Consider the following 26,844-nt stretch of genomic DNA (forward strand, 5'->3'; position numbering starts at 1 on the left):
AACACGGTAACCAAGCGGGTAACTGACTTGCTCCGCTTTATTCCGTATATAATCTTCGGTTTATCCTTATTGATACACAAACAAATTCTGTTATGAAGCCAATTCATGTAGGGCTGCTCGGCGTTGGCACCGTTGGCGGCGGCACTTATACCGTTCTGAAACGCAACCAGCAGGAAATCACCCGCAGAACCGGGCGCAATATCATCATTAGCATGATCGCCGATCTGGATCAGGAAAAGGCGCACAACCTGGTCGCGGGTGATGATGTTGTCGTAACATCCAATGCACTTGAAATTGCCAGACATCCCGACATTGACATCATCGTCGAACTGATCGGGGGACAAACTATCGCCAAACAAGCGATACTTGAAGCCATTGCTCACGGCAAACATGTCATTACCGCCAATAAGGCACTGCTGGCAAATCATGGTAATGAAATATTTGCCGCCGCACAGCAACGCAATATCATCGTCGCGTTTGAAGCAGCCGTGGCGGGAGGTATTCCCATCATCAAGGCGCTGCGAGAAGGCTTGGCAGCCAACCGCATTGAATGGATTGCCGGCATCATCAACGGAACCAGTAACTTCATCCTGTCGGAGATGCGTGTCAAAGGGCTGGATTTCAGCACCGTTCTGGCCAGCGCACAGCAACTGGGTTATGCCGAGGCTGACCCAACCTATGATATAGAAGGCATTGATGCTGCTCACAAAATCACCATCATGGCAGCACTTGCCTTTGGCATTCCAGTTCGGTTCGATCAAACTTATATCGAAGGAATCACCAAACTGGCCAATGACGATATCCGTTATGCCGAAGAATTAGGCTACCGCATCAAACTGCTGGGTATTACCAAACGCACGGCCAATGGCATTGAGTTGCGTGTCCACCCGGCGCTGATTCCAGTCAAACGACTGATTGCCAATGTGGAAGGCGTAATGAATGCGATCATCGTAAAAGGGGATGCAGTCGGGCCGACGCTATATTATGGTGCCGGGGCCGGTGCAGAACCTACTGCCAGCGCAGTGATCGCTGATCTGGTAGATGTCACACGTCTGCTCACTTCCAGTCCGGAGCACCGGGTGCCCGTACTGGCATTCCTGCCGGAGCTGCTGTCTGATACACCCATCGTACCGATGGAAGTCGTGGAAACTGCTTATTACCTGCGATTGCAAGTCACGGATAAACCTGGGGTGCTGGCCGACATCACCCACATCCTGGCAGACAATGAAATCTCCATCAGTGCAATGATCCAGAAAGAGCATGCAGATAGGGAAGATAAGGTCAACATCATCATGCTTTTGCACAAAACCAGGGAAAAGAACATCAACACAGCTATTGAAAAAATCCAGAACCTTCCGGCCATGGCTGATAAAATCATCCGGATTCGACTTGAGGAGCTTGGCGGTTAAGGCTGCACAGCTTTCAGATTTTGCTTTATTCATATTCAATTTAATCCCTGATTTCTTTCAGGATTGATCAGCTTCCAATGTGAAGCACCCGGTTGTTTCTTTCCCCGTTTATCACAGACTAATATGCGATATCTCTCGACCCGGGGTGGCATGCCGCCCAAAACATTTACTGAAATTCTGTTAGGTGGATTGGCTCCGGATGGCGGGCTGGCTATGCCTGAATCTTATCCCGAAATAAGCCCGGCAGAACTTGAATCCTGGCGCTCACTCGACTACCCGTCGCTTGCATTTGAGATTTTGTCGCGTTTCATGGATGACATCCCCGCCGACGATTTACGCACCTTGATTGCGCGCACCTATACGGCTGAAGTTTTTGGCAGCAAGGAAGTTACCCCGATTCAGACACTGGAACCCGATCTGCATCTGCTGCACCTGTCTAATGGCCCCACCCTGGCGTTCAAAGACATTGCCATGCAGTTCCTAGGCAACCTGTTCGAGTATGTGCTGGCAAAAAATAACGATGAACTGAATATCCTGGGCGCAACTTCCGGTGATACCGGCTCCAGTGCAGAATATGCCATGCGCGGCAAACGGGGTATCCGCGTATTCATGTTGTCACCTTACGGAAAAATGAGTGCTTTCCAGACCGCACAAATGTTCTCGCTACAGGATGAAAACATTTTCAATATTGCTATCAAAGGTGTATTTGATGACTGCCAGGACATCGTCAAGACTGTCAGTAACGACCAGGCATTCAAACAAAAATATCGAATCGGTGCGGTCAATTCAATCAACTGGGCGCGTATCGCTGCGCAAATTATCTATTACTTCAAGGCCTATTTTGCGGTTACCAGCTCCTACGGGGAAGCAGTATCTTTTTCAATCCCTTCCGGCAACTTCGGCAATATTTTTGCCGGCCATGTTGCACGTATGATGGGCCTACCTATCAGGCAACTGATTCTGGCAACCAATGAAAATGATGTGCTGGATGAGTTCTTTCGTACCGGTTTATATCGCCCCCGCGCAACGATTGAAACGAAGCAAACCAGCAGCCCCTCGATGGATATATCTAAAGCATCAAATTTTGAACGGTTTATTTTCGATCTGACCGGTCGGGATGCAGCTCGCGTCAAGGAACTCTGGAAATCGGTTGATCAAGGAGGGTCGTTTGATCTTTCTGATACTGATCTGTGGAAAAAAATCAGGGATTTTGGCATCATTTCCGGAACCAGCAACCATGCTGAACGCATCACCACTATTCGAGAGATACACCGCAAATTCAATACCCTGATTGACACACATACAGCAGATGGGCTGAAAGTAGGTATGGAATTGCGCGAACCTGATGTTCCACTCATCTGTCTGGAAACAGCACTACCGGTCAAGTTTGCGGACAGCATCCAGGAAGCAGTCGGATTCGTACCGGAACGACCTGATGGGTACGATAACCTGGAGAAACTGCCCCAGCGTTTTGAACATATGACAGCAGATGCCGAACAAGTTAAACGGTTCATTGCCAATCAGGTTGGGCCATCACATCAGAGGCACGGATAACGAAAAAACTGACCCCGATCCTGGTACATTGCAATCATCTTCCTAACGTTATCGTAAAATCACCTGTATTCTTTCGGGATAAGGTACTTTTCTGATCAAATTAAAATAAACGGAAAAAGGAGTGCATTATGCTGTTCTCGATTAGTCGCTATGATCCGGACAAGGATAAAAAACCGTACATGCAGGATTATGACGTTGAGCTCGCGCCGACAGATAAAATGCTGCTGGATGCGCTGATACGTATCAAGGCCATTGATGACAGTCTCAGTCTGCGCCGCTCCTGCCGGGAAGGTGTGTGCGGCTCCGATGCCATGAATATTAATGGTCGCAATAATCTTGCCTGCATCACACCGCTTGCTGGCCTGCGTGAACCTGTAGAAATCCGGCCACTGCCGGGATTACCGATTATCCGCGATCTGATTGTTGATATGAGCCAATTTTTCAAGCAATATCATTCAATCAAGCCCTATCTGATCAATAACGACCCGCCGCCAGAAACCGAACGTTTACAATCCCAGGAAGAACGCGCTCGTCTGGATGGTCTTTACGAATGCATTCTATGTGCCTGTTGCACCACTGCCTGCCCTTCATTCTGGTGGAATCCCGACAAATTTGTCGGGCCGGCCGGATTGCTGCAAGCCTATCGCTTTCTGGCTGACAGCCGGGATCAGGCCACTTCTGAACGACTGGATGATCTGGAAGACCCCTACCGTTTATTCCGTTGCCATTCCATCATGAACTGTGTTGATGCCTGCCCCAAGGGATTAAACCCGACTGCCGCGATAGAAAGTATAAAAATCATGATGCTGAATAAAACGGTATGAACCACCAGGCTCGCATGCGCTGGCGCTGTCGTCGCGGCATGCTGGAGCTGGATATCGTTCTGTTGCGCTTCATGGATATTCATTATGAACAACTGGATGAGCAGCAGCGTGAATTGTTCGAAGTGTTGCTAACGTACCCTGACCATGATCTGTGGAATATGATCTCCCGCAATACGGGAGTACCTGACGAAGCATTTCGGCCTATATTAAGATTTTTACAGGAAAATTAACCAAAACCCTGGTCACCTATCAGGAAAATTTGAATTGCAGGATAAATGGAGAAAATTATGCCCCCACAAGATGTTGCCACTTTGTCACCGGGTGAAAACAAGAAAACAATTGAACTACCCATTCTGTCCGGTAATGAGGGTCCTGATGTTATTGATATTCGCTCGTTATACGCTCAAAGCAATATGTTCACCTACGATCCCGGATTTGTATCCACCGCTAGCTGCAAATCAGCCATTACATTCATTGATGGCGATCAGGGTATCCTGCTGTATCGCGGCTACCCGATCGAACAACTGGCCACCCGCTGTGACTTCATGGAAGTCAGCTATCTGCTGCTGAATGGAGAATTGCCTACAGCTGACCAAAAAAAGCAATTCGTCAATAACATCAAAAACCATACGATGCTGCATGAGCAAATGATCAAGTTTCTCAGCGGATTTCGCCGCGATGCGCATCCCATGGCTGTCATGGTTGGTGTGGTGGGTGCATTGTCTGCTTTTTATCATGACGCCATGGATGTTTCTGATGCACCACATCGCGAACAATCTATATTTCGTCTGATTGCCAAACTGCCAACCATTACGGCAATTGCCTATAAATATAATATCGGTCAACCTTTCATCTATCCTCGTAATGATCTGGACTTTACGGAAAACTTCCTGCACATGATGTTTGCCACACCAGCCGAGAAATATGTTCCCAACCCGGTCATTGTCAGGGCACTGGATCGTATTTTGATTCTGCATGCGGATCACGAACAAAATGCTTCCACATCAACAGTCCGTCTGGCGGGCTCAAGCGGTGCCAATCCATTTGCCTGCATCTCTGCCGGGATTACCTGCTTATGGGGTCCGGCACATGGTGGTGCGAATGAAGCCTGCCTCAATATGCTGGAAGAAATCGGAGATGTTTCACGCATCAATGAATATATCACCCGCGCCAAGGACAAGAATGATCCTTTCCGCCTGATGGGCTTTGGCCACCGGGTCTACAAAAACTTTGATCCGCGCGCCACACTGATGCGCGAAACCTGCCACGAAGTACTGGATGAACTGGGGCTGCATAATGACCGGCTGTTCAAGCTTGCACTGGAGCTGGAAAGAATCGCCCTGGAAGATGATTTCTTTATTACCAGAAAGCTGTACCCCAATGTTGATTTCTACTCGGGAATCGTACAACGAGCACTGGGTATTCCAACATCCATGTTTACTGCCATTTTTGCTACCGCACGTACCGTTGGCTGGGTTGCACAGTGGAACGAGATGATCTCTGATCCGGAACAGAAAATAGGCAGACCCCGCCAATTGTACGTTGGAACCCCGCGCAGAGATGTACCATAATAACCATGGCCATATCTGATCAACAGGAAACTTACAAGCCTGACGGCTACAGCTGGCAAGAATAAAAGACAAGCAGCAGATTACCCATACCTCGCCATTTGTCTTTTTCTTTGCCCCCCGGAAAATATGTTGCGGTAATTTCACAGGCTTCAGGTGGCTATCGTGATAAAACAACTTTTAGAAGATTCAAAACTGTTCGGTACCAATGCAGCATTCATCGAAATGCTCTATGACCAGTATCTGGAAGATCAAACCAGCGTACCGGATCAATGGCGCTTGTATTTCGACTCACTGCAGCCAACAGAAAGTATTTCCATCCGGGACATTTCCCATACTCCGGTTATCGAGTCACTGATTCGATCTGCTGCACGACATGAATCTTCCCTTTCTGGCACCCCCTCAAAACAGACAGAACAGCAAGCTATTGACTTTGAAGTACAGGAACGTAAACAAATTGCTGTTCTGCAACTGATCAACACCTACCGCTTCCTGGGTGTGCGCAGGGCTAACCTTGACCCGCTCAATTTGCAGCAAAAACAGGATGTTCCCGAGCTTGACCCGGAATTTCATGGGCTAACTGACGTAGACATGGACAAGGTATTTCATACCGGTTCTCTTGTCGGCCCGGAACATGCCACCTTGCGGGAAATTTTACATAGATTGCAGCAAACCTATTGTGGCAGCATTGGCGCGGAGTACATGTACATCACGGATGTGAAACAAAAGCGTTGGCTACAAAACCGGCTTGAATCCGTCTGCTCCCAGCCCAATTTCACCCCGGAATACAAGCGCCATATTCTTGAGCGATTGACCGCTGCAGAAGGTCTGGAGCAATATCTACACACTCGTTACGTTGGCCAGAAACGCTTTTCCGGGGAAGGCAATGAAAGCCTTATCCCGATGCTGGATAAACTGCTGCAACACGCAGGAACAGCAGGTGTACAGGAAATTGTCATGGGAATGGCTCATCGCGGACGCTTAAGCGTACTGGTCAATACGCTAGGAAAAATGCCTTCCGAGCTGTTTCAGGAATTTGAAGGCAAACAACCGCAGGAGCTGACTTCCGGCGATGTCAAATATCACCAGGGATTTTCTTCCGCGGTTATGACGCCGGGTGGTGTTATGCGCCTGGCGCTTGCATTCAATCCGTCACACCTCGAAATCGTCAATCCGGTGGTGGAAGGCTCCGCACGCGCACGTCAGCATCGGATTGGTGATAAAAATGGCGATCTGATTGTTCCGGTGCTAATCCACGGTGATGCTTCTTTCGCCGGACAGGGTGTTGTCATGGAAACACTGAATCTGTCACAAACACGGGGGTACGGTACAGGCGGAACGGTTCACATCGTCATCAATAACCAGATTGGTTTCACTACCTCAGATCCGCGTGATAGCCGCTCCACGCTGTATTGCACAGATGTCGTCAAGATGATTGATGCGCCGGTTCTGCATGTCAACGGAGATGATCCGGACGCAGTCATACTGGCAACTGAAATAGCGCTTGATTTTCGTATGCAGTTCCGCAAAGACATCGCAATTGATCTGGTTTGTTTCCGCAAACTGGGCCATAACGAGCAAGATGAGCCCATGGTCACCCAGCCCTCCATGTACCGTGTTATTCATCAACACCCGGGCATTCGTAAACTCTATGCTGACCGGCTCATCCAACAGGGTGTCATTGAGGAAGCCGATGCAGAAGCCATGGTGCAATCCTATCAGGATGCCATGGACGAAGGCCGCAACCCTAACACCACGATCTGCTACGACTACAAATCACCCAATACAGCCAACTGGGCGCCTTTCGTATCTCCCACAAAATGGAATCAACCGGTAAAAACCGGTGTACCTATCGAAGATCTGAAACATCTATCGGAGCGCCTAACCGCTATTCCAGCCACGTTCCAATTACACCCCAGGGTTGAAAAAGTGATTGAAGATCGGCGAAAAATGGGTGAAGGTAGCTTACCGCTTGATTGGGGGATGGCCGAAAGCCTGGCCTATGCCGCTTTGCTGAAAGAAGGTTATCCGGTGCGTATTTCCGGACAGGATAGCGGACGAGGCACATTTTTTCACCGCCATGCCGTCCTGCATGATCAGAACCGTGAACAAGATCAATGGGAAGATGGCATATATATTCCTCTGCGCTATATCACCCCCCAACAATCTGATTTTGTTGTGATTGATTCAATCCTCTCAGAAGAAGCAGTGCTGGGTTTTGAATATGGTTATGCCACGGCACGTCCGGATGAACTTGTCATTTGGGAAGCGCAGTTTGGAGATTTTGCTAACGGCGCTCAGGTTGTGATTGATCAGTTCATCGCTTCAGGTGAAGCCAAGTGGGGGCGTCTGTGCGGGCTGGTTTTATTATTGCCGCATGGTTATGAAGGACAAGGGCCAGAACATTCCTCTGCACGCCTGGAACGATTTCTGCAGCTGTGTGCTGAATACAACATCCAGGTATGTATCCCCTCCACACCAGCACAGATCTTTCATTTACTCCGGCGACAGATGATCCGGCCGATACGTAAACCGCTGATCGTCATTACCCCAAAAAGTATGCTGCGTCACAAGGAAGCAGTTTCATCTCTGGAAGAACTGGCAAACGACCAATTTCAGCCGATTATCTCCGAAACAGAAACATTTGCAGCAGAGAAAATAAAGCGTCTGATCGTCTGCAGCGGAAAAATATACTATGAGCTGATCGCCTATAGACGTGAACATGCCATCACCAATATGGCCATCATCCGGCTGGAGCAGCTTTACCCGTTCCCGCACGAGGATTTTCAGGCGGAAATCAATCACTATGCATACACGCAAGAAATTCTTTGGTGCCAGGAAGAACCGGGTAACCAGGGTGCCTGGCACCGTATCCAACACTACTTGCTGCGTCACATGCGATCAGATCAAAAACTGGGGTACGCACTCCGACCCTCATCTGCTTCCCCCTCGGTCGGGTATCTTGCAATGGACAGATTCAGGCAAAAAGAATTAATTGAAGCAGCATTTCGCGACACAATCTGACAAGGTTATGGAGAAATTATCATGCTGATAGAAGTCAAAGTCCCCGTATTTTCAGAATCAGTGACAGAAGGTACGCTGATCAATTGGCTTAAAAAACAGGGAGAACATATTGAACGCGGTGAAAATCTGATTGATATTGAAACAGATAAGGTTGTTCTGGAGCTCCCCGCCCCGCAATCAGGCGTGTTGGCTGAAATCGTCAAAAATGATGGATCTGTCGTCACCAGTGGAGAAATTATCGCCCGTATCGACACTGCAGCAAAAGGCTCGAAAACAGCCCCACAGCAAGCCGTACAAACCGCTCAGCCTGAATCCGCTACCGATCCTGAACAGCCAGCAGCTGATAAGACCGACGACGTGTCACCACAACCAGGCCGCCCGCTTATGCCGGCTGCAAAAAGAGTTGCAGACGAAAATGATCTGACTACCGAGGAAATAACAGCCATACAAGGCACTGGCCGTGATAGGCGGATTATCAAGGAAGATGTACTAAATCACATTGCAAACAAGAAGAGTAGCGCTGCTGCCAGCACCAATCAGCAACCAGATTCACAGGTTGATCAAGCCGTCAGTACAATTCATGCAGAAAAATCGGAACGACAAGAAAAGCGCGTACCCATGACCCGCCTGCGCATACGTATCGCTGAACGGCTGGTACAGTCCCAGTCCACAGCTGCCATTCTGACGACATTCAACGAAGTCAACATGCAGGCAGTTCTAGATTTACGTGCCCGTTACAAGGTCAGTTTTGAGAAAGAACACGGTATCAAACTCGGTTTTACTTCATTTTTCGTCAAGGCAGCCGTTGCAGCGCTTAAAAAATTCCCCATCATCAACGCATCGGTGGATGGAAACGACATCATCTATCATGAGTATTACGATATCGGTATTGCCGTGGCCAGCCCGCGCGGCCTGGTTGTGCCGATCATTCGCGATGCCGACAAACTCACCTTTGCCGAAATTGAAAAACAAATTGCTGATCTGGCCAAGCGGGCACAAGATGGAAAATTGACAATAGAAGAGCTGACAGGTGGTACCTTCTCCATTACCAACGGCGGCGTATTCGGATCAATGCTCTCCACGCCGATCATCAATCCGCCACAAAGCGCCATTCTGGGTATCCATGCCACCAAACCGCGCCCTGTTGCTGAGAACGGCCAGGTTGTCATCCGGCCAATGAATTACCTCGCACTTTCCTACGATCATCGCATCATCGACGGACGCGAAGCGGTATTGTCACTGGTAGCCATGAAGGAAGCACTGGAATACCCGGCCAGCCCGTTATTTGATGATTGAGGAAACCATGTTATCCACCTTGGGCGGACTGACACAATCAGAAACAGCTATACAATCAATCAGCTGATTTTTTTGCAGTTTCCCACTGTTCGGGCGTGTAGGTTTTCATGGATAACGCATGGATTTCTTCGCGCATCCGGTCACCAAGCGCCTGATAAACCAGTTGATGCTGCTTGACGATATTCTTTCCCTGAAACTGCTCGCTGACGATCACAGCGCTAAAATGATGGCCGTCATCCCCTATTACCTTGATCCAGGTACAAGGCAGCCCGGTTTTAATTGAATGTTCGATTGACTCTGCTGTAACCACAACTACTCCTTTATTCGTAATAATATAAAAGTTGTCATCCTACTCATGAGCGAATTTTGTAGCCACTTTTTAGCATCCACAATGCCCACCCTGAAATCACAATGAGACAGCACAGCACAACGCTCATGCTGATATAAGGTGAAATGTCAGAAGTGCCAAAAAAACCATAGCGGAAACCATCGATCATGTAAAAGAACGGATTCAGATGCGACAGGAACTGCCATATCGGCGGCAAGGAATGGATGGAATAAAACACACCAGAAAGAAAAGTCAGCGGCAGCACAATAAAATTCTGGAAAGCAGCCAGCTGGTCAAACTTGTCAGACATAATCCCGGCAATGACGCCCAATACCCCCAGCAGAGCACTGCCAAGCAACGCAAACAATATCACCCAGAGCAACGACTGCAGCGGCAATGGATAAAACAGGAGAGCAACAGCATATACCCCTGAGCCAACAATCAATCCGCGCAATGTTGAAGCGCTAACATAGGCCAGAAAAATCTCCAGGTAAGAAAGTGGCGACAGCAGGATAAAGACCAGATTTCCGGTTATTTTCGACTGGATCAGGCTGGAAGATGAATTGGCAAAGGAGTTTTGCAAAACCGTCATCATTACCAGCCCGGGAATCAGAAATACGGCATAAGTAACACCATCATAAACTTGCACCCGATTAGCAAGTACATGAGAAAAAATTAGCAGATAAAGCAGGCTGGACAAGATTGGTGCCAGTATCGTCTGCAAGCTGACTTTCCAGAAACGCAATAATTCCTTGTAAAACAGAGTATAAAAACCGGTCACGCGCCACCTGCCGAATCAGCTTCCATAAGCTTCATGAATACCGACTCAAGGTCAGGTTGAAGCAGTTTAATATCAAGCACTTGTATTCCAGATTTTCGTAAAATTGACAATGCCGTCTCGATCTCTGAACTGTCCTTTATTTTCAGGCTGTGCAGACAGCCTTCCTGTTTACCTGGCCATGCCTGCAAACCGGATGGCAATTCCTCCGAAGACAAACGAAACTCCAGTGTGTAACCTCGCGTGCTGTGCACAAGGTTATGCATACTATCAAGTGCGATAATTTTTCCCTGCTTGAGCACTGCCACACGATTACACAAGGCTTCGGCCTCTTCCAGATAATGCGTAGTCAGAACAATCGTATGGCCCTGGAGATTAAGTTGCTGGATGAATTGCCACAAACTTTGACGCAAATCCACATCTACGCCCGCTGTCGGTTCATCAAGAATAATCACCGGAGGTTTATGTACGAGCGCCTGTGCGATCAACAAACGCCGCTTCATGCCACCTGACAAGGTGCGTACATTCGTATGTGCTTTTTCTGTGAGATCAAGATGGTGCAGAATTTCATCAATCCAGACATCATTTTGCTTAAGGCCGAAATAGCCTGACTGGATCACCAGCGTCTCACGCACAGTAAAAAAGGGATCGTACACCAGTTCCTGTGGAACCACACCCAGCCTTTTTCGCGCTTCACGATAATCGGACAAGACATCGTACCCCATAACACTGGCAGTTCCATGACTTGCACGGGTTAAACCAGCCAGGATACTGATCAATGTGGTTTTACCTGCACCATTAGGGCCCAGCAACGCGAAGAACTCACCTGGTTGAATAACCAGATCGACATTATCCAGCGCAACCAGCGCACCATAGCACTTGCCTAGCCGCTGTATCTCGATAGCCGGGGTCATCTCATCACGGGAAACAATCAGAATTTATTGAACAAAACAAAGGAACGGCAGCACCTACCCAATCAACCGGATTTACCTGTACAGCCGGATGGAATTAAAGCGTCTACGTCATATAACTCGATAAGGCCAGCCAGATTTGCCGGCAGGTTGATGAATTCAATTTTCCGGCCGTGTATCTGGGCAGCACGCACCCACTCAAGCAACATACTGACAGCTGAAGAATCCACCTGGGTAACCTCCGCCAGGTTGATCACCCCATTGTCCAGCTTGATTGCCGCCACACCTGCACGAGTGATTCCAACTACATTATCGTAAGTTACCGGACCACGAACAAAAAGACGGCCTTCCTCCACGCGCATGCCGGTTTCCGTATCCATGCCTGTTTACTTGCCCTGCATGGATGTATTTTTCTCCACAAGTGTTGTGATCAGACCATCCACGCCACCGTTTCTGATCTGACTGTTAAAGGTGCCCCGATAATTGGTTACCAGGCTGACACCGGCAACAGTTACATCGTAAACCTTCCAGCCATTACTACTTTTTTCCATGGAATAGTCGATCGGCACCGGCTGTTTACCGCTCCCCTGGATCACCTGAGTCTTGACTGTTGCCCTGGTATCCTGCGGGTTGACATTACTTGGGCTGACCTTGATGATCTCATCACGATAGCTGGTCAGCGAAATGGAATAGGTTCGCACCAGTAACGTGCGAAATTCCTTGACCAGAGATTTTTTCTGATCTGGACCTGCAAGTGACCAGTTTTTACCCATCGCCAGCTGGGTCATGCGTATGAAGTTAAAATGCGGCAATATTTTTTCCCGGATAAGATTCAATACCTTGTCCTGGTTGCCCGCCCTGATACCATCATCCTGATTGAGTATGGTAATCACTTCATCAACTGTATTTTTGATCAGCGTATCAGGTGAAACATCCTGTGTTGCTGCAGGGAATGCAATAACCAGTAATACCAGAAAAATAATCTTATTAAATAATAGTTTCATGTTTTATCGCCTGTTTCAAATTTCGGAATCCGAATCTTTTTTCTCTGACGCCTTATCGAACAAGAAACGCCCGATCATTTCCTCCAGCACAATCGCCGAGTTGGTTTTCATAATCTTTTCACCATCTGTGAGCATCTCCTCATCCCCGCCTGGTAACAATCCAATGTACTGCTCCCCCAACAACCCTGATGTCAGAATGCTGGCAAATGTATCCTTGGGAAACCGGTAGCGTGTATCCACCTTCATGGTTACCACCGCATCATAGGTCTGCACATTAAACTGAATATCTGTGACACGCCCCACCACCACACCCGCACTTTTAACGGGGGCACGCACCTTTAAACCACCGATATTCTCGAAATTACCGACCAGTACATAGCTTTTATCTGCCTGAAAATCCATAAGGTTACCTACTTTCAACCCCAGAATCAGCAATGCACCAATCCCCGCCATGACGAAGAGGCCCACCCAAAAATCCATCATGGTACGTTGCATCAGCTTACCCCTCTGAACATAAATGCAGTTAAAACAAAATCCAGGCCCAGAATTGCCAGCGCGGAAGTGACCACTGTACGAGTCGTTGCACCCGATACCCCCTCTGCCGTTGGCGGTGCATCAAATCCCTCAAACACGGCAATGGCCGTCACTACCACACCAAAAAAACAGCTTTTGATGACACCGTTTACAATGTCATAACGGAAATCAACCGAGCTTTGCATCTGCGACCAGAAAGAGCCTTCGTCCACACCGATAAAAATCACCGTCACCAGATAGCCGCCAAACACACCCATCACAGAAAACATGGCTGCCAGCAGCGGCATTGAAAAAACTCCACCCCAGAATCGCGGCGCAACGATGCGTGCGATCGGATCCACTGCCATCATGCCCATGGCGGCCAGTTGCTCGGTTGCTTTCATTAGCCCGATTTCGGCAGTCATGGCCGAACCTGCCCGGCTGGCAAACAGCAAGGCAGCAATCACTGGCCCCAATTCGCGCACCAGAGATAACGCCACCAATGTTCCCACTGCCGATTCGGAACCAAATTTCTGCAGCGTTTCATAACCCTGCAATCCCAGCACCATGCCAACAAACAGCCCGGATACCAGAATAATAATCAGCGACATCACTCCGGCATAATAGATCTCACGCGTAATCAAACGAAAACGCAGAAAACCGGGAACAGATTTCAGCAATACCAACAGCATAAAATGGGTCGCGCATCCAAGTCGCCAGATACTATCAACCATCCTGTGCCCGATCGACTCGATAACGATTCTGATCCGTCTAAGCAAACTGATCACTCCCTGTATTCATGCTGACAATATCCGGTCAGACATCGCTTCCAGCGCCTACTCCCAAATCCTGAGAATAAGGCTGTGCCTGATAATGAAAGGGCACCGGGCCATCTATTTCACCATGAACGAACTGGTGTACGAATGGTACTTTTGATTCACGTACCTCATCAGGCGTTCCGTGCGCAGCAATCACCCCATCGGCCAGAAAATAAACGTAATCAACAATCCGCAGCGACTCCTGAATGTCGTGTGTCACCATAATGGAAGTCATGCCGAGTGTATCGGTCAGGCGGCGAATCAAACCGCCAATCACGCCCAATGAAATTGGATCCAGACCAGTAAACGGTTCGTCGAACATCATCAGCATAGGATCCAGTGCAATAGAACGCGCCAGTGCCACGCGCCGCGCCATTCCGCCAGAAAGTTGCGCCGGCATCAGGTGCTGGGCACCGCGCAAACCAACTGCGTGCAATTTCATCAGCACCAGATCCCGGATCATTGATTCAGGCAAATTCGTGTGTTCACGCATCTGAAAAGCAACATTATCAAACACTGACAAATCGGTAAACAATGCACCGAACTGGAACAGCATGCCCATTTTACGTCGCAACTTGAATAATTCATTCCGGCCGAGCTCATGTACAACTTGCCCCGCTACACTGACAGATCCAATCGAAGGCCTGACTTCACCTCCAATCAGCCGCAGCAGAGTCGTTTTTCCTGACCCACTCCCTCCCATGATGGCAACCACCTGCCCGCGCGATATGCTCATATCAGCACCTTTCAGAATTGGCCGGGTGCCATAGGCAAAATTAACGTTCCTGAATTCAATCAATGGACTGGTAACCATCAGTTTCTGTCTTTTAACTTCCAAAATTTCAGTGACATGCGTAACATCTCCAAGGTTGTGCCCCGATTCCAGTGCTGGCCACACAGATATTCCAACCCGAACATTCCCCTGACATAATCCAATTCATGCATTTTACCAGAGCCCCCCGGATACCACCCAACCCGTCACTCTCTTTCCTGAAATTTTGTCTTTTTACAATCTTTCTGATTGTTGTGCACACCCAACCGGGGCTGGCCGACACCATCTATCGCTCTACCGATCCCCATGGTCGAACTCTCTATTCTGATATCCCCACCCCAACCGCAAAACCTCTGCAACTTGCCGCCCAGCCAGCACGGAGCAAATATCGAGTCGCCAGGGTTATCGACGGCGATACTGTCGTGCTTGAGAATAACAAACGGGTAAGATTGCTGGGCGTGAATGCACCCGAGATCGAGAACCGGTTTCGTCCGGCAGAACCAGGCGGGATCGAAGCAAAAAAATGGCTGCAAGGGAAACTACAAGGGCGCAGTGTTTATCTGGAACATGATCGGCAAACGCAAGATCATTATAAAAGAATGCTTGCTCATCTATATCTTGCGGATGGAGAACATATCAACCTGTCTCTGGTGGAAAAAGGGCTGGCTGTTGTCACGCTGATATCTCCCAATCTGCTGCATGCTAATACCCTGATCAAGGCGCAGCAACGGGCAGAAGCAAAGAAACTCGGGGTCTGGTCAATGAAGCAATACCAGCCACGTCAACTGGTCAAACTAACCGAAAAACCATTTGGCTGGCAGCGCTACCGGGTAAAAGTCACAGCACTCAAACGTAACCGCCGGTTCAGCCGCCTTATCATCGGCAAAAATATCGACCTCACTATTGCCAACCAGGATCTGGCCCTGTTCCCACGTCTGGAAACTTATCTGAATAAGCCGTTGGAGGTACGTGGCTGGGTATCACGCAAGAAAAACCATTTTTCAATACGCATTCAGCATCCGAGTGCATTGATTCTGTATTAAGAGCACTTCTGAAAATTGGTTTTCAGATGAGGCACCTTTAAGAAAAATCACTGTAGCGTGACCGTTTGCGCCATTGAATACGTGGAATAATCAGTCCCAGAAATAAACCGGCAAACAGTACCAATCCTCCAGCATAAAACCATTCTCGCTCGACCTGTTTGCCCAGCGTCTGGTTTTCTTGCTCGAGTTTGCCCAGTTTTGCCGTCAAAACATCTGTTTGTTGTCGCAGTTCCTGATTCTGATTATCAAGCTGTACAGCATTGGCAGCCAGCTGCTTTATTTTGGATAACTCGGCCGCCAGCTGCTTGTTATTCTTCTCAAGCATCGTTGCCCGCTGCATCAGTGTTTCATACTCATGCCTGATAAGATCAGCCTGTGCACGCGGATTATCCGGGCGATTCTCATCGCCTGAAAACTGATTGCTTAATGCTTCGAGCAGCACTCTCGCTGCCGGTTCAGTCATCAGGTGCCGTGTTAACACCCATCCTTCAGCACCGCCAGCTGTCCTGACCCTGGCATGCCCACTGCTCCGGTCGCGCTCCAGTACTTCTAGCTCAGCGCCACTTTTCAATACCTTCACAATTGCATGTTTATGACTGGGGCCTGTCCGTACTAACACTTCCACCTGATCACTGGCATAGCCTTTTTCAGCCTGAGCCGCCAATGGCAATACACACACAAAAACGACAAAAATAATCAGAAGATGGGTAAGTCTACTCATTTCACTTATAGTGGCTGGTTCCGGAAACAAAATAGTACGGCCATCGTTAACGCATGCCGGAACATCCGGTTTTCATACGAATCTGATCTGAAAACGCTAACGCTACTTGTTGTCATCAAATCCCGATATGAAATATTTAATCAATAGCACCAGAAAAAAGGGAAGGGAACTCAGTGTCGTCATCAGATAATGTTCATAGGTAAACTGATCACCTTCATCCATAATGATATAGGTAAAGAAAACACCAATCGGAAAAATGATCATTAAGGATTGGAGTAACAAAAACAGATTCTTCATTGTACTGTCTCACACTATCTTGCTCATTGCCACGAGAAACCGCATTTACACTACAATAGAATATCATAGAAACTCAGATCATTATGTCGGGGCGGCAATACCCAAAGCCACATGAAATGACCGAATCATCTCGGATTTTACTCATTCTGACCAACTTCCCGGATGAAGCAAGCGCCAGGAAGCTGGCAAAAATACTGGTTGACCAGCAGCTGGCAGCATGTGTCAATATCTTGCAGGGATGCACTTCAATTTATCGCTGGCAGGGTCAAATTGAAACAGCCAGTGAAATACCGGTTCTGATTAAAACTACCCGACAACGATACCAAGACGTGGAACAAACGATCAAATCACAACACCCCTACGAACTCCCCGAAATTATTGCTGTCCCTCTCGATAGCGGGCTACCCGCTTACTTACAGTGGATAGCTAATGAAACAACCGAAACAGATATCTAACCGGGATAACCAATGCGCTGGATAAAATTCATTTTGATTTTGCTGTCACTATGCCTGATCAGTACGCACACCATGGCCGAAGAAAGCCAGGCCGGGGGGTTGATGAGTATTTTGCAACGACTGGGGATGAGTACCGATCAGACCGAGCAGGAATTACTGCCACCGGATGAGGCATTCAAGCTGTCCCTCGAAGTACAGGATGATCACACACTGATTGCCCGCCTGGCACCAGCCAGGGATTACTATCTTTATCGTGACAAGATTGTTTTTGAATCAAAGAGTGAAGGGATTCACATCGAGCAAGTCACCCTGCCATCAGGGAAAATGAAGAATGACCAGCTCTTTGGCAATACTGAAGTGTACTACCAGCCACTGGAAGCTGTTATCACACTGCGCCGCGAATCATCTGCTCCGGAGCAGCTATCCCTCTCTGCTACCTACCAGGGTTGTAACGAACCAATCGGTGTGTGCTATGCGCCGATCAACAAGGAAAATGAACTACTGCTGCCCGCCCTGAAGGCCATGGTGGACACAGCCGCCAGTGCCATCAGCAGCAATGTACAAGCAGCCAGCACAGATTCCACTGCCAAATTATTTCAACCACCTGCCAAACCTGCTCCATTATTTGAAACAGAGTCCTACAAAATAGAACGCCTGTTCGCCAGCGGCAATTTCTGGCTGATTCTGAGTGGCTTTTTTGGCATTGGCGTGCTGCTCGCTTTCACGCCCTGCGTATTCCCCATGTTGCCAATTCTGTCCGGAATCATCGCCAGCAAAGGACAGCAAATGTCGAAAACACGCGGCTTCATACTGGCACTGGCCTATGTACTGGGGATGTCGATCACTTATGCCGCAGCTGGTGCTGCCGCAGGCTTATCCGGGGCCATGCTATCCACCGCACTGCAAAATGCCTGGGTACTGGGAACATTCGCACTCATCTTTACTGCACTGGCATTCTCCATGTTTGGTTTCTACGAACTGCAAATGCCTGCTTTCATACAAAACAAGCTGATGGAAGAAACCAGTCATTTCAAGGGTGGCCAACTAGCTGGCGTGTTTGGGATGGGCGCACTGTCCGCACTGATCGTCAGCCCCTGTGTTGCCGCCCCACTGGCTGGCGCATTGATCTATATCAGCCAGACTCGTGATGTAGTGTTAGGTGGATCCGCCCTGTTTGTCATGGCATTGGGGATGGGCGTTCCACTGCTGTTGCTCGGTGTTTCTGCGGGCGCGCTATTGCCTAAAGCTGGGGCGTGGATGAGATCCATTCAGCAATTTTTTGGTGTCCTGCTGCTGGCCGTGGCCATCTGGCTGATCTCTCCCGTAATTACAGAAGTCGTCCACATGCTGCTCTGGGCAGCGTTACTGATCATTTCAGCCATCTACCTGCATGCGCTTGATCCACTACCCAATCAGGCCTCTGGCTTCAGTAAATTTCTCAAGGGGATCGGCGTTATTGCATTACTGACCGGTGTGGCATTACTCATCGGCGTACTTTCCGGCAGTCGGGATGTCCTGCAACCCTTGTCGAAATTTAACCTGACTGCATCCCCCCCTTCCGCACAGCTTGCTGAATCCCCGGCTGGCACGAATGCTCCCCTGCCATTCAAGCAAATAAAAACAGTTGCAGAGCTGGATGAACTCATCCGCCAATCGCAGGGACGTTACGTCATGATCGACTTTTACGCCGACTGGTGTATTTCCTGCAAGGAAATGGAACGCTTCACCTTTACCGATCCACAGGTCCAGGCGCGTTTGAAGAATGTCGAACTGGTTCAGATCAACGTAACCGAAGGAACAGCAGATGACGCCGAACTGCTCAAGCGTTTCAAACTCTTCGGTCCACCTGGAATTCTGTTTTTTGATAAGCAGGGAGTTGAGATTCCTGACATCAAGATTATTGGCTACCTCGACAAAAAAGACTTTGTTACCGTGCTGGATGCAATACTGCTCTGACAACCAGACAGCAACCAGCCACACTTACACCATTTTGCAGACATAGCGATACTCGCTGCGTCTTGAGTGCGCCGGTACAGCAAATGCCAAATTGATCCGGTATCTGTTGTACCGCGTAAATATCTACTTCTTTCCGGAATCCTTTATGTCCAAGCCCAACAAGTTTTCGTTCTACATTATTGTTGCCATTCTTTCACTGGCCGCTGGTATTGCCTACAAATCCAGAGAAATGGGTATCACAACCTCCCTGCCGGATAACGTCAAGAAAGCTGCAGCAGAAACATTCTTCAACACAACGTTATCCACCCCGGAAGGTATCCCCCAGGCCATGTCGCAATGGCGGGGAAAAATCATTGTTATCAATTTCTGGGCAACCTGGTGCCTGCCCTGTCGGGATGAAATTCCGGAATTGATTGATACCTATGCAACATACCACCAGAAAGATCTGGTTATCGTTGGAATTGCCATAGACAATGCCGAAAAAGTAACCGCGTTCAGCAAGGAATTCAACATTAACTACCCCGTACTGGTCGGAGAATTCGATGCCTTTACCCTGACAGAAGCTATGGGCAACCCGCAAGGCGCCCTGCCTTTTACCGTCACAATTGATCGCAATGGCACGATCGTCGATACCCACCTGGGGCGAATCAAAAAACGGCAAATCGAAACAATCATTCAACCAATGTTGTAAGAACCTGTTTAAGGTTTCGATCAAGTGATGCAGTGCAAGGCAAAATTGAACGAGAAAGCAGAGCATACTTGAAGTATGTGAGTGAACATTTTGAGTTCAATTTCAACGCCGTAATACGCCCTCCAGTGAGATATTGAACAGATTCTAAGCTAGCCGTGATATTTTCCAGATACCAGCAAATGTTCACATCCATCCGCTCTTTGCTTGCCCAGCAGCTATGGGCAAGGATCTTATTGGGGATGGGATTAGGCACGATCACAGGGCTTGCATTATCCCCCGGCGGCTTTGCATTGCTGGAAAATGAAATCGCACTCACTGCAGCAGAATGGATTGCCCTGCCCGGTACCGTATTTCTGGAAATCCTGAAAATGGTAGTAATTCCGCTAATCATCTGCTCCATCGTACTGGGCATTCTGAGCAGCGGCTCACCCCGGCAGCTAAAGAAGATGGGTACATTTATCGTGCCCTATTTCATAGCGACTTCTTTTGTAGCAGTCACAATCGGCCTGGCACTCTCTCTCTTTATCCAGCCGGGACACATGATGGGTGCCAGTGCCCATGCAATGGCAACGGATGCAATATCGACCTCCAGCACACCGATACTGGATGAACTGACTGTTCCACAACGCATTACCCGTCTGATTCCTTCCAATTTTGTCGAAGCAGCTTTGCACGTCGACATGCTCAAAATTGTGATCATCGCCATCTTTTTTGGTGTTGCCGCGCTGACCATGCCGCGCGAGATCGTAAAACCATTTGAGGCACTATGTCAGTTCGGGCAAGGCGCCGCGATGCAAATTATCGACTGGGCCATGGCATTAGCACCTTATGCCGTATTTGGCCTGATGACCGACGCCATGATTCACCTGGGCTTTGACGCCCTCAGCGCCATTGGCTGGTATATGACCTCTGTACTATCGGGGCTGGCCATTATTCTCAGTTTGTATCTGTTCGGAGCAACCGTATTTGGTGGCCATTCACCAACTACTTTTTTACGAGCGATCCGTGAAGTGCAACTGCTGGCCTTTTCAACCTCCAGCTCGGCAGCTGTGATGCCAGTATCCATCCGTACCGCAGAAAACAACCTGGGTGTCAGTGAAGATATCAGTCGCTTCGTCATCCCCATTGGTGCAACCATCAACATGGACGGCACCGGACTTTATCAGGCTGTAGCTACTATTTTCCTGTGTCAGATCTTCGGCGTGGATCTGAGTTTTACCGAGATGGCCTTGCTGATGTGCGTCATCGTGGGTGCATCAATCGGCACTCCCGCCACCCCTGGCGTTGGCATTGTCGTGCTGGCCACCATTTTATCCGGCATCGGCGTACCTCCCGCCGGTATCGGTATTATTTTCGGCGTTGACCGTATCCTTGACATGTGCCGCACGACTATCAACGTCACAGGCGATCTCACCGCTGTCGTCATTATGGAGCGCTGGATGAAAAGCAGATCTGCTTAAAAAGCAGGCGAAAATCACCGTGCAGAGATTCCCTAAACACCCGAAGCGGCACGCCAAAGCGATCCAGCAACTTCAGAGCTTTCTTTATCTCCGCCCGTGCAGCAGAAATACCGTCGGTTTCTTGTGCAGATCCGGCCAGTTGCTGCTTGGCCGCCATTCACTGATCATTTGCGTCAGGACAACCTCATCTGCCTGGGTCAGATTACAGGCCACACATAAATCCGTTTCCACATGGCATTGCTGCACCAGCGCCTCCAGCAATTTCCGGTTGCGGTAAGGTGTTTCGATAAAAATCTGGGTCTCATCCGCCGCGATGGATGCCTTTTCCAGCTGGATAATCTTTTTATTGCGCACCTCTGGGGCAACCGGCAGGTAGCCATGAAAGCGGAAGCGCTGGCCGTTCAGCCCGGAAGCCATCAACGCCAGCAAAATTGCAGAAGGACCAACAAACGGCACCACCCGAATCTGCCTGCGATGCGCCAGCCGGACAAGCATCCCACCGGGATCAGCAATCGCCGGACAACCTGCCTCGGACAACAAACCAATATCCTCCCCGGCAAGCAATGGCGCCAGTAGTGCCTCCAACTCAGCGGCGGGAGTATGCTCATCCAGCACTTCCAGTTTGAGCGTTTGCACAACGCACAGTGGATTTACCTGTTTAAGAAAATGACGCGCTGTTTTAGGATGTTCGACGATGAATCGCCCCAACAGGCTGATTCGCTGCTGAACTCCGGCAGGGAGTATCCAGCTAAGATCGCCTTCCCCCAACGGGGTCGGGATCAGATATAGCGTACCGTAAGGCATAACGTCTGCAGGCATGATGTTTGTAAATCAGTGCAGCACGCGCGGCACACTCAGAATGAATTCAGGAATTTCCACCGAAAAATGAAAACCATCCTCGGCCACCATCTGATAAGAACCTTTCATGGAACCCGCTATTGAGGAAATCGCAGTGCCGCTGGTGTATTCAAAACTTTCGCCGGGTTTAAGTAGCGGCTGCTCTCCCACCACACCCAACCCGCGCACCTCCCGCGTCTCCCCATCGCCACCAGTGATTATCCAGTGACGGCTCACCAGCTGCGAAGCCACGCTGCCGATATTATTGATCGTAATCGTATAAGCAAACACATACTGCTCCTGCGCGGGATCGGATTGATCCTGCAGATAAGTAGTACGCACTTGCACTTTGATGTTGTATTTTTGGTCGTTTTTCATGCAGCATATTCCACACTATTTTGCGGGCAACAGCAAGCAACCTGGTACGAAACCACCAAAATTATAATTCGTAGGGTATGCATTTATTGATATGGGTATTCCACCCCGCTCTTTGCGAGCACGGCAGTGCAAAGCAATCCAGCACAGTGCAACACTGGCCAAGCACAATGTGTATAAAGAGTAGCGCTGAAACTGTCGTTATCCAGTCTTGCATCATGTAGAACCGACAAAGGCCAACCTGTCGTGAAGCAGGGGCGCAAAGTTTCCGATCCTGATTGCATCAGGAAAGCGGGACTGCCGAAGTTCGCATCCACTCCCTTTCTTCATACAGGTATGCGTACTGCGGGTCGGCTTCGTTATAACCCATCTTTCCAAGGAGCCGCGCATGTCAAATGCAAGATTAATTCATTCGCCATTTTCAGATCACTTATATCATTGCTTCAGTTTTTCAATTCTTCTGTTTCTCCTGATCATCTTCTCCAGCAATAGCCATGCCAATCCAAGCAAGGATATTCTGGAAGCTGCCAGATCTGAATCAACCAGTAAAACCGCCGCTTCTCCCTCCCATTGGAAAAAAGGTCGTCTGCTGCTCATTCCGCGTGCCGGTTTGACCGCAAAAGAGTTTGATAAGGCCATCAGACCGCATGGCATCAAATCCAAACGTAAACTCAGCAGACTAAGTGCGCATATTTACGAATTGCCCGATGGCGTGGATGAAATCAAGGTCATGAACAAGCTCAAAAAAGATCGCCGTTTCAAGGCGGTTGAGCTGGATCAACTGGTTGGCCCAGCGCAAATGGTTTCTGATCCCGCATTCAACAGCAGTTGGGCGCTACCCAAAATCCAGGCACCTATCGCCTGGGATATTGCTACTGGCGATGGCGTAACCATTGCTGTTCTTGATACCGGGGTGGACAGTAACCATCCTGATCTGGCCGCCAACATGGTTCCCGGCTGGAATATTTACAATGGTAACGACGATGCCAGCGATGTACATGGCCACGGCACCAAAGTGGCCGGTTCAGCGACAGCAGCGGCCAATAACGGTATTGGCAGCGCTGGGGTAGCCTGGAATGCACGCATTATGCCAATACGCATTGCCAATCCCAACGCTTACGCCTATTTCAGCGCCATGGCGGATGGCATTCGCTGGGCGGCTGATCACGGCGCGCGTGTTGCCAACATCAGCTATGAAGGCGCAGCCGGCAGCTTGACTGTGCAATCTGCTGCCAACTATATGCGCAGCAAAGGAGGAGTGGTGGTCGTTTCCGCAGGCAATTCCAGCGGATATATCAGTTATGCCCCCAGCGATGCGCTGATCGTTGCCTCGGCAACAGGCAGTAACGATACACGCGCCAGCTGGTCCAGCTACGGCCCCGCAGTGGATGTTGCTGCACCGGGAGCAAGTATTTACACCACTACGCGCGGCAGCGGGTACGGCTCCGTTTCCGGCACGTCCTTCTCCAGCCCGATTGTCGCTGCCACCGCTGCACTGATGTTCTCTGCCAATCCGGATCTGGCCCCGGCAGATGTCGATCAGATACTCAAAACTACCTCTCTCGATCTCGGTGATCCCGGCCATGATGCCTACTACGGCCACGGGCGTATTAATGCTGCCGGCGCGGTGAATGCTGCTTATGCACAATTTAACGTAGATAACATTGCGCCGGTTATCAACATCACTTCCCCCACTGGAGGCACAGTGTTGGGAGATGTGTTGGTGGATGTCAATTATTCTGACAACAAGGGCGTGGTGCGTGTAGAGCTGTACGTCAACGACAGAAAAGCGATCGAAGATACCCAGCCGCCTTTCGCCTTCGCCTGGGATACCAGCACACTGGCGGACGGCAGCTACACCCTGGTAACGTATGCGTTTGATGCTGCCGGTAACCAGGGCACCTCTGCCCCGGTTAAAGTCACCGTAAAAAATACGGCGGCAGATACCACACCGCCGACCATCAGCATCACCTCTCCCACTGGTGGCACAGTCTCCGGTAACGTACCCGTAAGTGTAAATTTTTCCGACAACATCGGCGTGGCACGTACAGAACTGCACATTAACGGCAAGCAGACGATGGAAGACACCGAACCGGGCAACCGTTTTACCTGGAATACCACCACGCTGGCGGATGGCAACTATACCCTGGTGACGTATGCGTTTGATGCTGCCGGTAATCGGGGCACTTCCTCACCGGTGGTGGTCAGTGTAAAAAATTCCGACAACAATCCACAGAAAGCGCCTTTACCCAGAATTAACCAGTTCAATCTCAAGGATGGACAGAAAGTCAGCCTTTTTGAGAACGTCAAAGTGAAAGCCGACAACAACACCCGCAAAATCAATCTGAAAGTGAATGGCAACATCCTTACCACTATTGACGGCAACTCGTTGAATTACCGCTGGAATACCTGGGAAAGTTCCCCGCGCGGCAGCACGCTTACTGTTACTGTGGAAGCTGGTAACGTGGATGGTGAATTTGTCAGCCAAACTGTCAGCGTCAGAAATTAGGGAGGCTGTATAACCTTAATCCTGTCCTGACACAATCTGCAGGATTAAGGCAATCCGGCGCCGCTACTATCGTCTTTGTGACTGCGAGCGCAGAGAAGCAGGCAGTAATCCAGCGGCGTTGGTAATCGCCACGGCCTGGAGGGTCTCGTAATACCAGGATAAAAATATCCTGATCATTTTCTTACCTTTGATTCTCAGCATTCAGCGCCCTACTCCCGCAGGGCGTTTTTGTCGAAAAATTTTACAATCACATACATCATTCCGCTCCAGTTCCAGAAAAATAACTATCAATCAGATGGTTATTTTTTTGGCACGATTATTGCTTAATTATATTTGATATTTTAAAGTTAAAAGTTAATCAGGGAAAATTAATGAAAAGACTATATGAGTTAGTACTGGTTGGTTTGCTGGGGGGGGAGCGTTTTCTTCAACAGTAAATGCTGAACCATTAATAGGAGAAAAAATTGCAGGCAACGATTGTTCGGGGGTGTTTGGATAAGGATTCAAAAATTGCAAGATTCCAGAAAAATATGACTCCAAGCAATCACCTGTTATTATCAAATTTGATGATAAAGGAAAGGCTACATGGACAACTGAAGTTAATACAGATTTATTTCCCAGCATTACGGGTGATGAGTTCTCTTTTACATTTGACAGTAGCAAAGAAGGGCGAACTGGAACATGGTCATATGCTCCCGGCATAAGCAACCCGGTCATCACATTCTTTGTAGCCAAAGGCGGGAGTTTCTTTAACCTGTTCCAGAATGAGGGTGGTGACAATACAGGTACTTGGAGCACGCCAATCAACCCTAAAAATGATAAGAATTATGGTCTGTCACATCTTACCTTTTATGACACAGGCAAGAATGGTGGTGGTGGTGGTGGTGGTGGCGGTGGAAGCGAAATACCCGAACCCGCCAGCCTGCTGCTGTTTGGTGCCGGACTTTTGGGATTTGGCCTGAATCGCCGTCGTAAACAGGCCTGAACAATTACAAAAATAAGTAACTATTAATAAAACTCAAGCGCCGGACAACCGGCGCTTTTTTTATACGCTCACCCAATACCCCACCGCCACACCCTCTTACCCTGCTCCCCCTTCGTCATCCTGTGCTTGAACCTTCATCTGGAGTAGACGTATTTTAGTCGAGGAGGAGAAGGGATAGAGACCAGGTTCATCTTTGGCCATCAAGGCTGCTCGCAATACGAATCGCCCTTTTCCAACCTACCCACAAGGCTGGACAGTTCATCGCGAGACCCTTGGGATCATGGCGATCCAGGATAGTGGCAAACGGAGAAAGGAGAATGAAGTGGTTATCAGTCAGCAAACACTTCTTCAATGGTTTGTGCTGTCAATATTCGTTCACCCCAGTGCAACAGGGTCCGTGAATCTACAGATCTGATACGAGCTCGGGTAATTTCATCTGCCGGACCAAATTTTCGCTCCAGCAGCTTCAAGAAAAATTCTGCTTCGCCCTCCAATCGTCCTTCCTGTCGTCCTTCCAATCGCCCTTCTTGTCGTCCTTCACGGATACCTATCTGTTTGCCTTCCTCAATTCCCTGTTGTTTCCAGTCTTTGGTCCAATCTTTGACACGTTCTGAAAGCATACTGTGTACCTCCTGTAAATCATGAATTTCATCGAAGCTGGTTTTGGGCATTCTGCCGGGTAAGAATACCCGTTTTAGCCAGACAGTAAATGCGCG

At 49.1% G+C, this 26,844-nt stretch carries 29 protein-coding genes and 1 riboswitch; of the genes, 14 read left to right on the plus strand and 15 right to left on the minus strand.

Translation table 11 applies throughout. From position 1 onward, the window contains the following. Nucleotides 1–92 precede the first annotated feature (92 nt). From BM331_RS09780 to odhB, 7 genes are all read left to right on the plus strand, one after another. Nucleotides 93–1,409 (plus strand): homoserine dehydrogenase, encoded by a 1,317-nt coding sequence (locus tag BM331_RS09780; RefSeq protein WP_074929188.1) that lies wholly within the window; start codon nt 93–95, stop codon nt 1,407–1,409. A gap of 123 nt (nt 1,410–1,532) precedes the next feature. Continuing rightward, a complete protein-coding gene (thrC, locus tag BM331_RS09785; protein ID WP_074929190.1) occupies nt 1,533–2,963 on the plus strand; it encodes a threonine synthase in 1,431 nt (476 codons plus the stop codon). Nucleotides 2,964–3,091: 128 nt separating this feature from the next. Next, the gene (locus BM331_RS09790) at nt 3,092–3,787 is read left to right on the plus strand and encodes a succinate dehydrogenase iron-sulfur subunit (protein WP_074929192.1); all 696 of its coding nucleotides are present in this window, start codon (nt 3,092–3,094) and stop codon (nt 3,785–3,787) included. Beyond that, nucleotides 3,784–4,017: an FAD assembly factor SdhE gene (locus BM331_RS09795; RefSeq protein ID WP_074929194.1), complete on the plus strand. Its 234-nt coding sequence runs from the start codon at nt 3,784–3,786 to the stop codon at nt 4,015–4,017. The genes BM331_RS09790 and BM331_RS09795 overlap by 4 nt, the downstream gene beginning before the upstream one ends. Nucleotides 4,018–4,074: 57 nt before the next feature. Continuing rightward, nucleotides 4,075–5,358: a citrate synthase gene (gltA, locus tag BM331_RS09800; protein ID WP_074929234.1), complete on the plus strand. Its 1,284-nt coding sequence runs from the start codon at nt 4,075–4,077 to the stop codon at nt 5,356–5,358. 162 nt (nt 5,359–5,520) lie between these two features. After that, nucleotides 5,521–8,379 (plus strand): 2-oxoglutarate dehydrogenase E1 component, encoded by a 2,859-nt coding sequence (locus BM331_RS09805; RefSeq protein ID WP_074929196.1) that lies wholly within the window; start codon nt 5,521–5,523, stop codon nt 8,377–8,379. 21 nt (nt 8,380–8,400) lie between these two features. Then, nucleotides 8,401–9,675, plus strand: a complete 1,275-nt coding sequence (gene odhB, locus BM331_RS09810; protein WP_074929198.1) for a 2-oxoglutarate dehydrogenase complex dihydrolipoyllysine-residue succinyltransferase — start codon at nt 8,401–8,403, stop codon at nt 9,673–9,675. Nucleotides 9,676–9,730: 55 nt separating this feature from the next. On the opposite strand, the gene BM331_RS09815 is transcribed toward odhB, so the two are convergent. The 8 genes from BM331_RS09815 to BM331_RS09850 form a co-directional block, all read right to left on the minus strand. Then, nucleotides 9,731–9,985, minus strand: coding sequence for a BolA family protein (locus BM331_RS09815; RefSeq protein WP_074929200.1), 255 nt, complete (start codon nt 9,983–9,985; stop codon nt 9,731–9,733). 43 nt (nt 9,986–10,028) lie between these two features. Further along, nucleotides 10,029–10,784 (minus strand): ABC transporter permease, encoded by a 756-nt coding sequence (locus BM331_RS09820; RefSeq protein WP_074929201.1) that lies wholly within the window; start codon nt 10,782–10,784, stop codon nt 10,029–10,031. Beyond that, nucleotides 10,781–11,695 (minus strand): ABC transporter ATP-binding protein, encoded by a 915-nt coding sequence (locus BM331_RS09825; RefSeq protein ID WP_074929203.1) that lies wholly within the window; start codon nt 11,693–11,695, stop codon nt 10,781–10,783. Before BM331_RS09825 ends, BM331_RS09820 begins: the two co-directional genes overlap by 4 nt. Nucleotides 11,696–11,757: 62 nt before the next feature. Continuing rightward, complete coding sequence (locus BM331_RS09830) at nt 11,758–12,072, minus strand: STAS domain-containing protein (RefSeq protein ID WP_074929205.1); 315 nt, start codon at nt 12,070–12,072, stop codon at nt 11,758–11,760. Nucleotides 12,073–12,078: 6 nt separating this feature from the next. Then, a complete protein-coding gene (locus tag BM331_RS09835) occupies nt 12,079–12,696 on the minus strand; it encodes an MlaC/ttg2D family ABC transporter substrate-binding protein (RefSeq protein WP_074929207.1) in 618 nt (205 codons plus the stop codon). A 15-nt stretch (nt 12,697–12,711) separates the two neighbouring features. Further along, nucleotides 12,712–13,191 carry an outer membrane lipid asymmetry maintenance protein MlaD gene (gene mlaD / locus BM331_RS09840; protein WP_074929209.1) on the minus strand — a complete coding sequence of 160 codons (480 nt, stop codon included), beginning with the start codon at nt 13,189–13,191 and terminating at the stop codon, nt 12,712–12,714. Beyond that, nucleotides 13,191–13,988 (minus strand): lipid asymmetry maintenance ABC transporter permease subunit MlaE, encoded by a 798-nt coding sequence (gene mlaE, locus BM331_RS09845; RefSeq protein WP_074929236.1) that lies wholly within the window; start codon nt 13,986–13,988, stop codon nt 13,191–13,193. The genes mlaD and mlaE overlap by 1 nt, the downstream gene beginning before the upstream one ends. 37 nt (nt 13,989–14,025) lie before the next feature. After that, entirely contained in the window at nt 14,026–14,841 is an 816-nt protein-coding gene (locus BM331_RS09850) for an ABC transporter ATP-binding protein (protein ID WP_074929237.1), read from the minus strand. A gap of 125 nt (nt 14,842–14,966) precedes the next feature. Between BM331_RS09850 and BM331_RS09855 the strand changes: the two genes are divergently transcribed. Further along, the gene (locus tag BM331_RS09855; RefSeq protein WP_074929211.1) at nt 14,967–15,842 is read left to right on the plus strand and encodes a thermonuclease family protein; all 876 of its coding nucleotides are present in this window, start codon (nt 14,967–14,969) and stop codon (nt 15,840–15,842) included. Between the two features lie 37 nt (nt 15,843–15,879). Here BM331_RS09855 and BM331_RS09860 read toward each other — a convergent pair whose 3' ends face one another. Both BM331_RS09860 and BM331_RS09865 read right to left on the minus strand, forming a co-directional pair. Further along, the gene (locus tag BM331_RS09860; protein ID WP_074929213.1) at nt 15,880–16,563 is read right to left on the minus strand and encodes a TIGR04211 family SH3 domain-containing protein; all 684 of its coding nucleotides are present in this window, start codon (nt 16,561–16,563) and stop codon (nt 15,880–15,882) included. 102 nt (nt 16,564–16,665) lie between these two features. After that, on the minus strand, nt 16,666–16,860 hold the full coding sequence (locus BM331_RS09865) for a hypothetical protein (protein WP_074929214.1): 195 nt from the start codon (nt 16,858–16,860) through the stop codon (nt 16,666–16,668). 116 nt (nt 16,861–16,976) lie between these two features. Here BM331_RS09865 and cutA point away from each other — a divergent pair, with 116 nt between their 5' ends. From cutA to BM331_RS09885, 4 genes are all read left to right on the plus strand, one after another. Beyond that, nucleotides 16,977–17,315 (plus strand): divalent-cation tolerance protein CutA, encoded by a 339-nt coding sequence (gene cutA, locus BM331_RS09870; protein ID WP_074929216.1) that lies wholly within the window; start codon nt 16,977–16,979, stop codon nt 17,313–17,315. Between the two features lie 12 nt (nt 17,316–17,327). Beyond that, on the plus strand, nt 17,328–19,271 hold the full coding sequence (gene dsbD, locus BM331_RS09875; RefSeq protein WP_074929218.1) for a protein-disulfide reductase DsbD: 1,944 nt from the start codon (nt 17,328–17,330) through the stop codon (nt 19,269–19,271). A 145-nt stretch (nt 19,272–19,416) separates the two neighbouring features. After that, nucleotides 19,417–19,962: a TlpA family protein disulfide reductase gene (locus tag BM331_RS09880; protein WP_074929220.1), complete on the plus strand. Its 546-nt coding sequence runs from the start codon at nt 19,417–19,419 to the stop codon at nt 19,960–19,962. A gap of 179 nt (nt 19,963–20,141) precedes the next feature. Next, nucleotides 20,142–21,422, plus strand: coding sequence for a dicarboxylate/amino acid:cation symporter (locus BM331_RS09885; protein WP_074929223.1), 1,281 nt, complete (start codon nt 20,142–20,144; stop codon nt 21,420–21,422). Between the two features lie 84 nt (nt 21,423–21,506). On the opposite strand, the gene BM331_RS09890 is transcribed toward BM331_RS09885, so the two are convergent. Both BM331_RS09890 and apaG read right to left on the minus strand, forming a co-directional pair. After that, on the minus strand, nt 21,507–22,241 hold the full coding sequence (locus tag BM331_RS09890) for an SAM-dependent methyltransferase (protein ID WP_083414750.1): 735 nt from the start codon (nt 22,239–22,241) through the stop codon (nt 21,507–21,509). Nucleotides 22,242–22,253: 12 nt separating this feature from the next. Beyond that, on the minus strand, nt 22,254–22,637 hold the full coding sequence (gene apaG / locus BM331_RS09895) for a Co2+/Mg2+ efflux protein ApaG (protein WP_074929227.1): 384 nt from the start codon (nt 22,635–22,637) through the stop codon (nt 22,254–22,256). A gap of 221 nt (nt 22,638–22,858) precedes the next feature. Then, a riboswitch (cyclic di-GMP riboswitch) is annotated at nt 22,859–22,939 on the plus strand. 83 nt (nt 22,940–23,022) lie between these two features. Here apaG and BM331_RS09900 point away from each other — a divergent pair. Beyond that, entirely contained in the window at nt 23,023–25,143 is a 2,121-nt protein-coding gene (locus tag BM331_RS09900; RefSeq protein WP_074929229.1) for a S8 family serine peptidase, read from the plus strand. Between the two features lie 66 nt (nt 25,144–25,209). On the opposite strand, the gene BM331_RS12270 is transcribed toward BM331_RS09900, so the two are convergent. Both BM331_RS12270 and BM331_RS12275 read right to left on the minus strand, forming a co-directional pair. After that, complete coding sequence (locus tag BM331_RS12270) at nt 25,210–25,344, minus strand: hypothetical protein (RefSeq protein ID WP_256214893.1); 135 nt, start codon at nt 25,342–25,344, stop codon at nt 25,210–25,212. Nucleotides 25,345–25,497: 153 nt separating this feature from the next. Beyond that, nucleotides 25,498–25,860, minus strand: a complete 363-nt coding sequence (locus BM331_RS12275; RefSeq protein ID WP_256214894.1) for a hypothetical protein — start codon at nt 25,858–25,860, stop codon at nt 25,498–25,500. Between the two features lie 187 nt (nt 25,861–26,047). Here BM331_RS12275 and BM331_RS12430 point away from each other — a divergent pair, with 187 nt between their 5' ends. Then, a complete protein-coding gene (locus BM331_RS12430) occupies nt 26,048–26,128 on the plus strand; it encodes a PEP-CTERM sorting domain-containing protein (RefSeq protein ID WP_074929239.1) in 81 nt (26 codons plus the stop codon). A 329-nt stretch (nt 26,129–26,457) separates the two neighbouring features. Here the strand turns inward: BM331_RS12430 and BM331_RS09910 are convergent. After that, a partial coding sequence (locus tag BM331_RS09910) for a DUF4351 domain-containing protein (RefSeq protein ID WP_371265355.1) occupies nt 26,458–26,844 on the minus strand: 387 nt, incomplete at its 5' end.

Source organism: Nitrosomonas eutropha (assembly GCF_900116685.1).
Lineage (GTDB): Bacteria > Pseudomonadota > Gammaproteobacteria > Burkholderiales > Nitrosomonadaceae > Nitrosomonas > Nitrosomonas eutropha_A.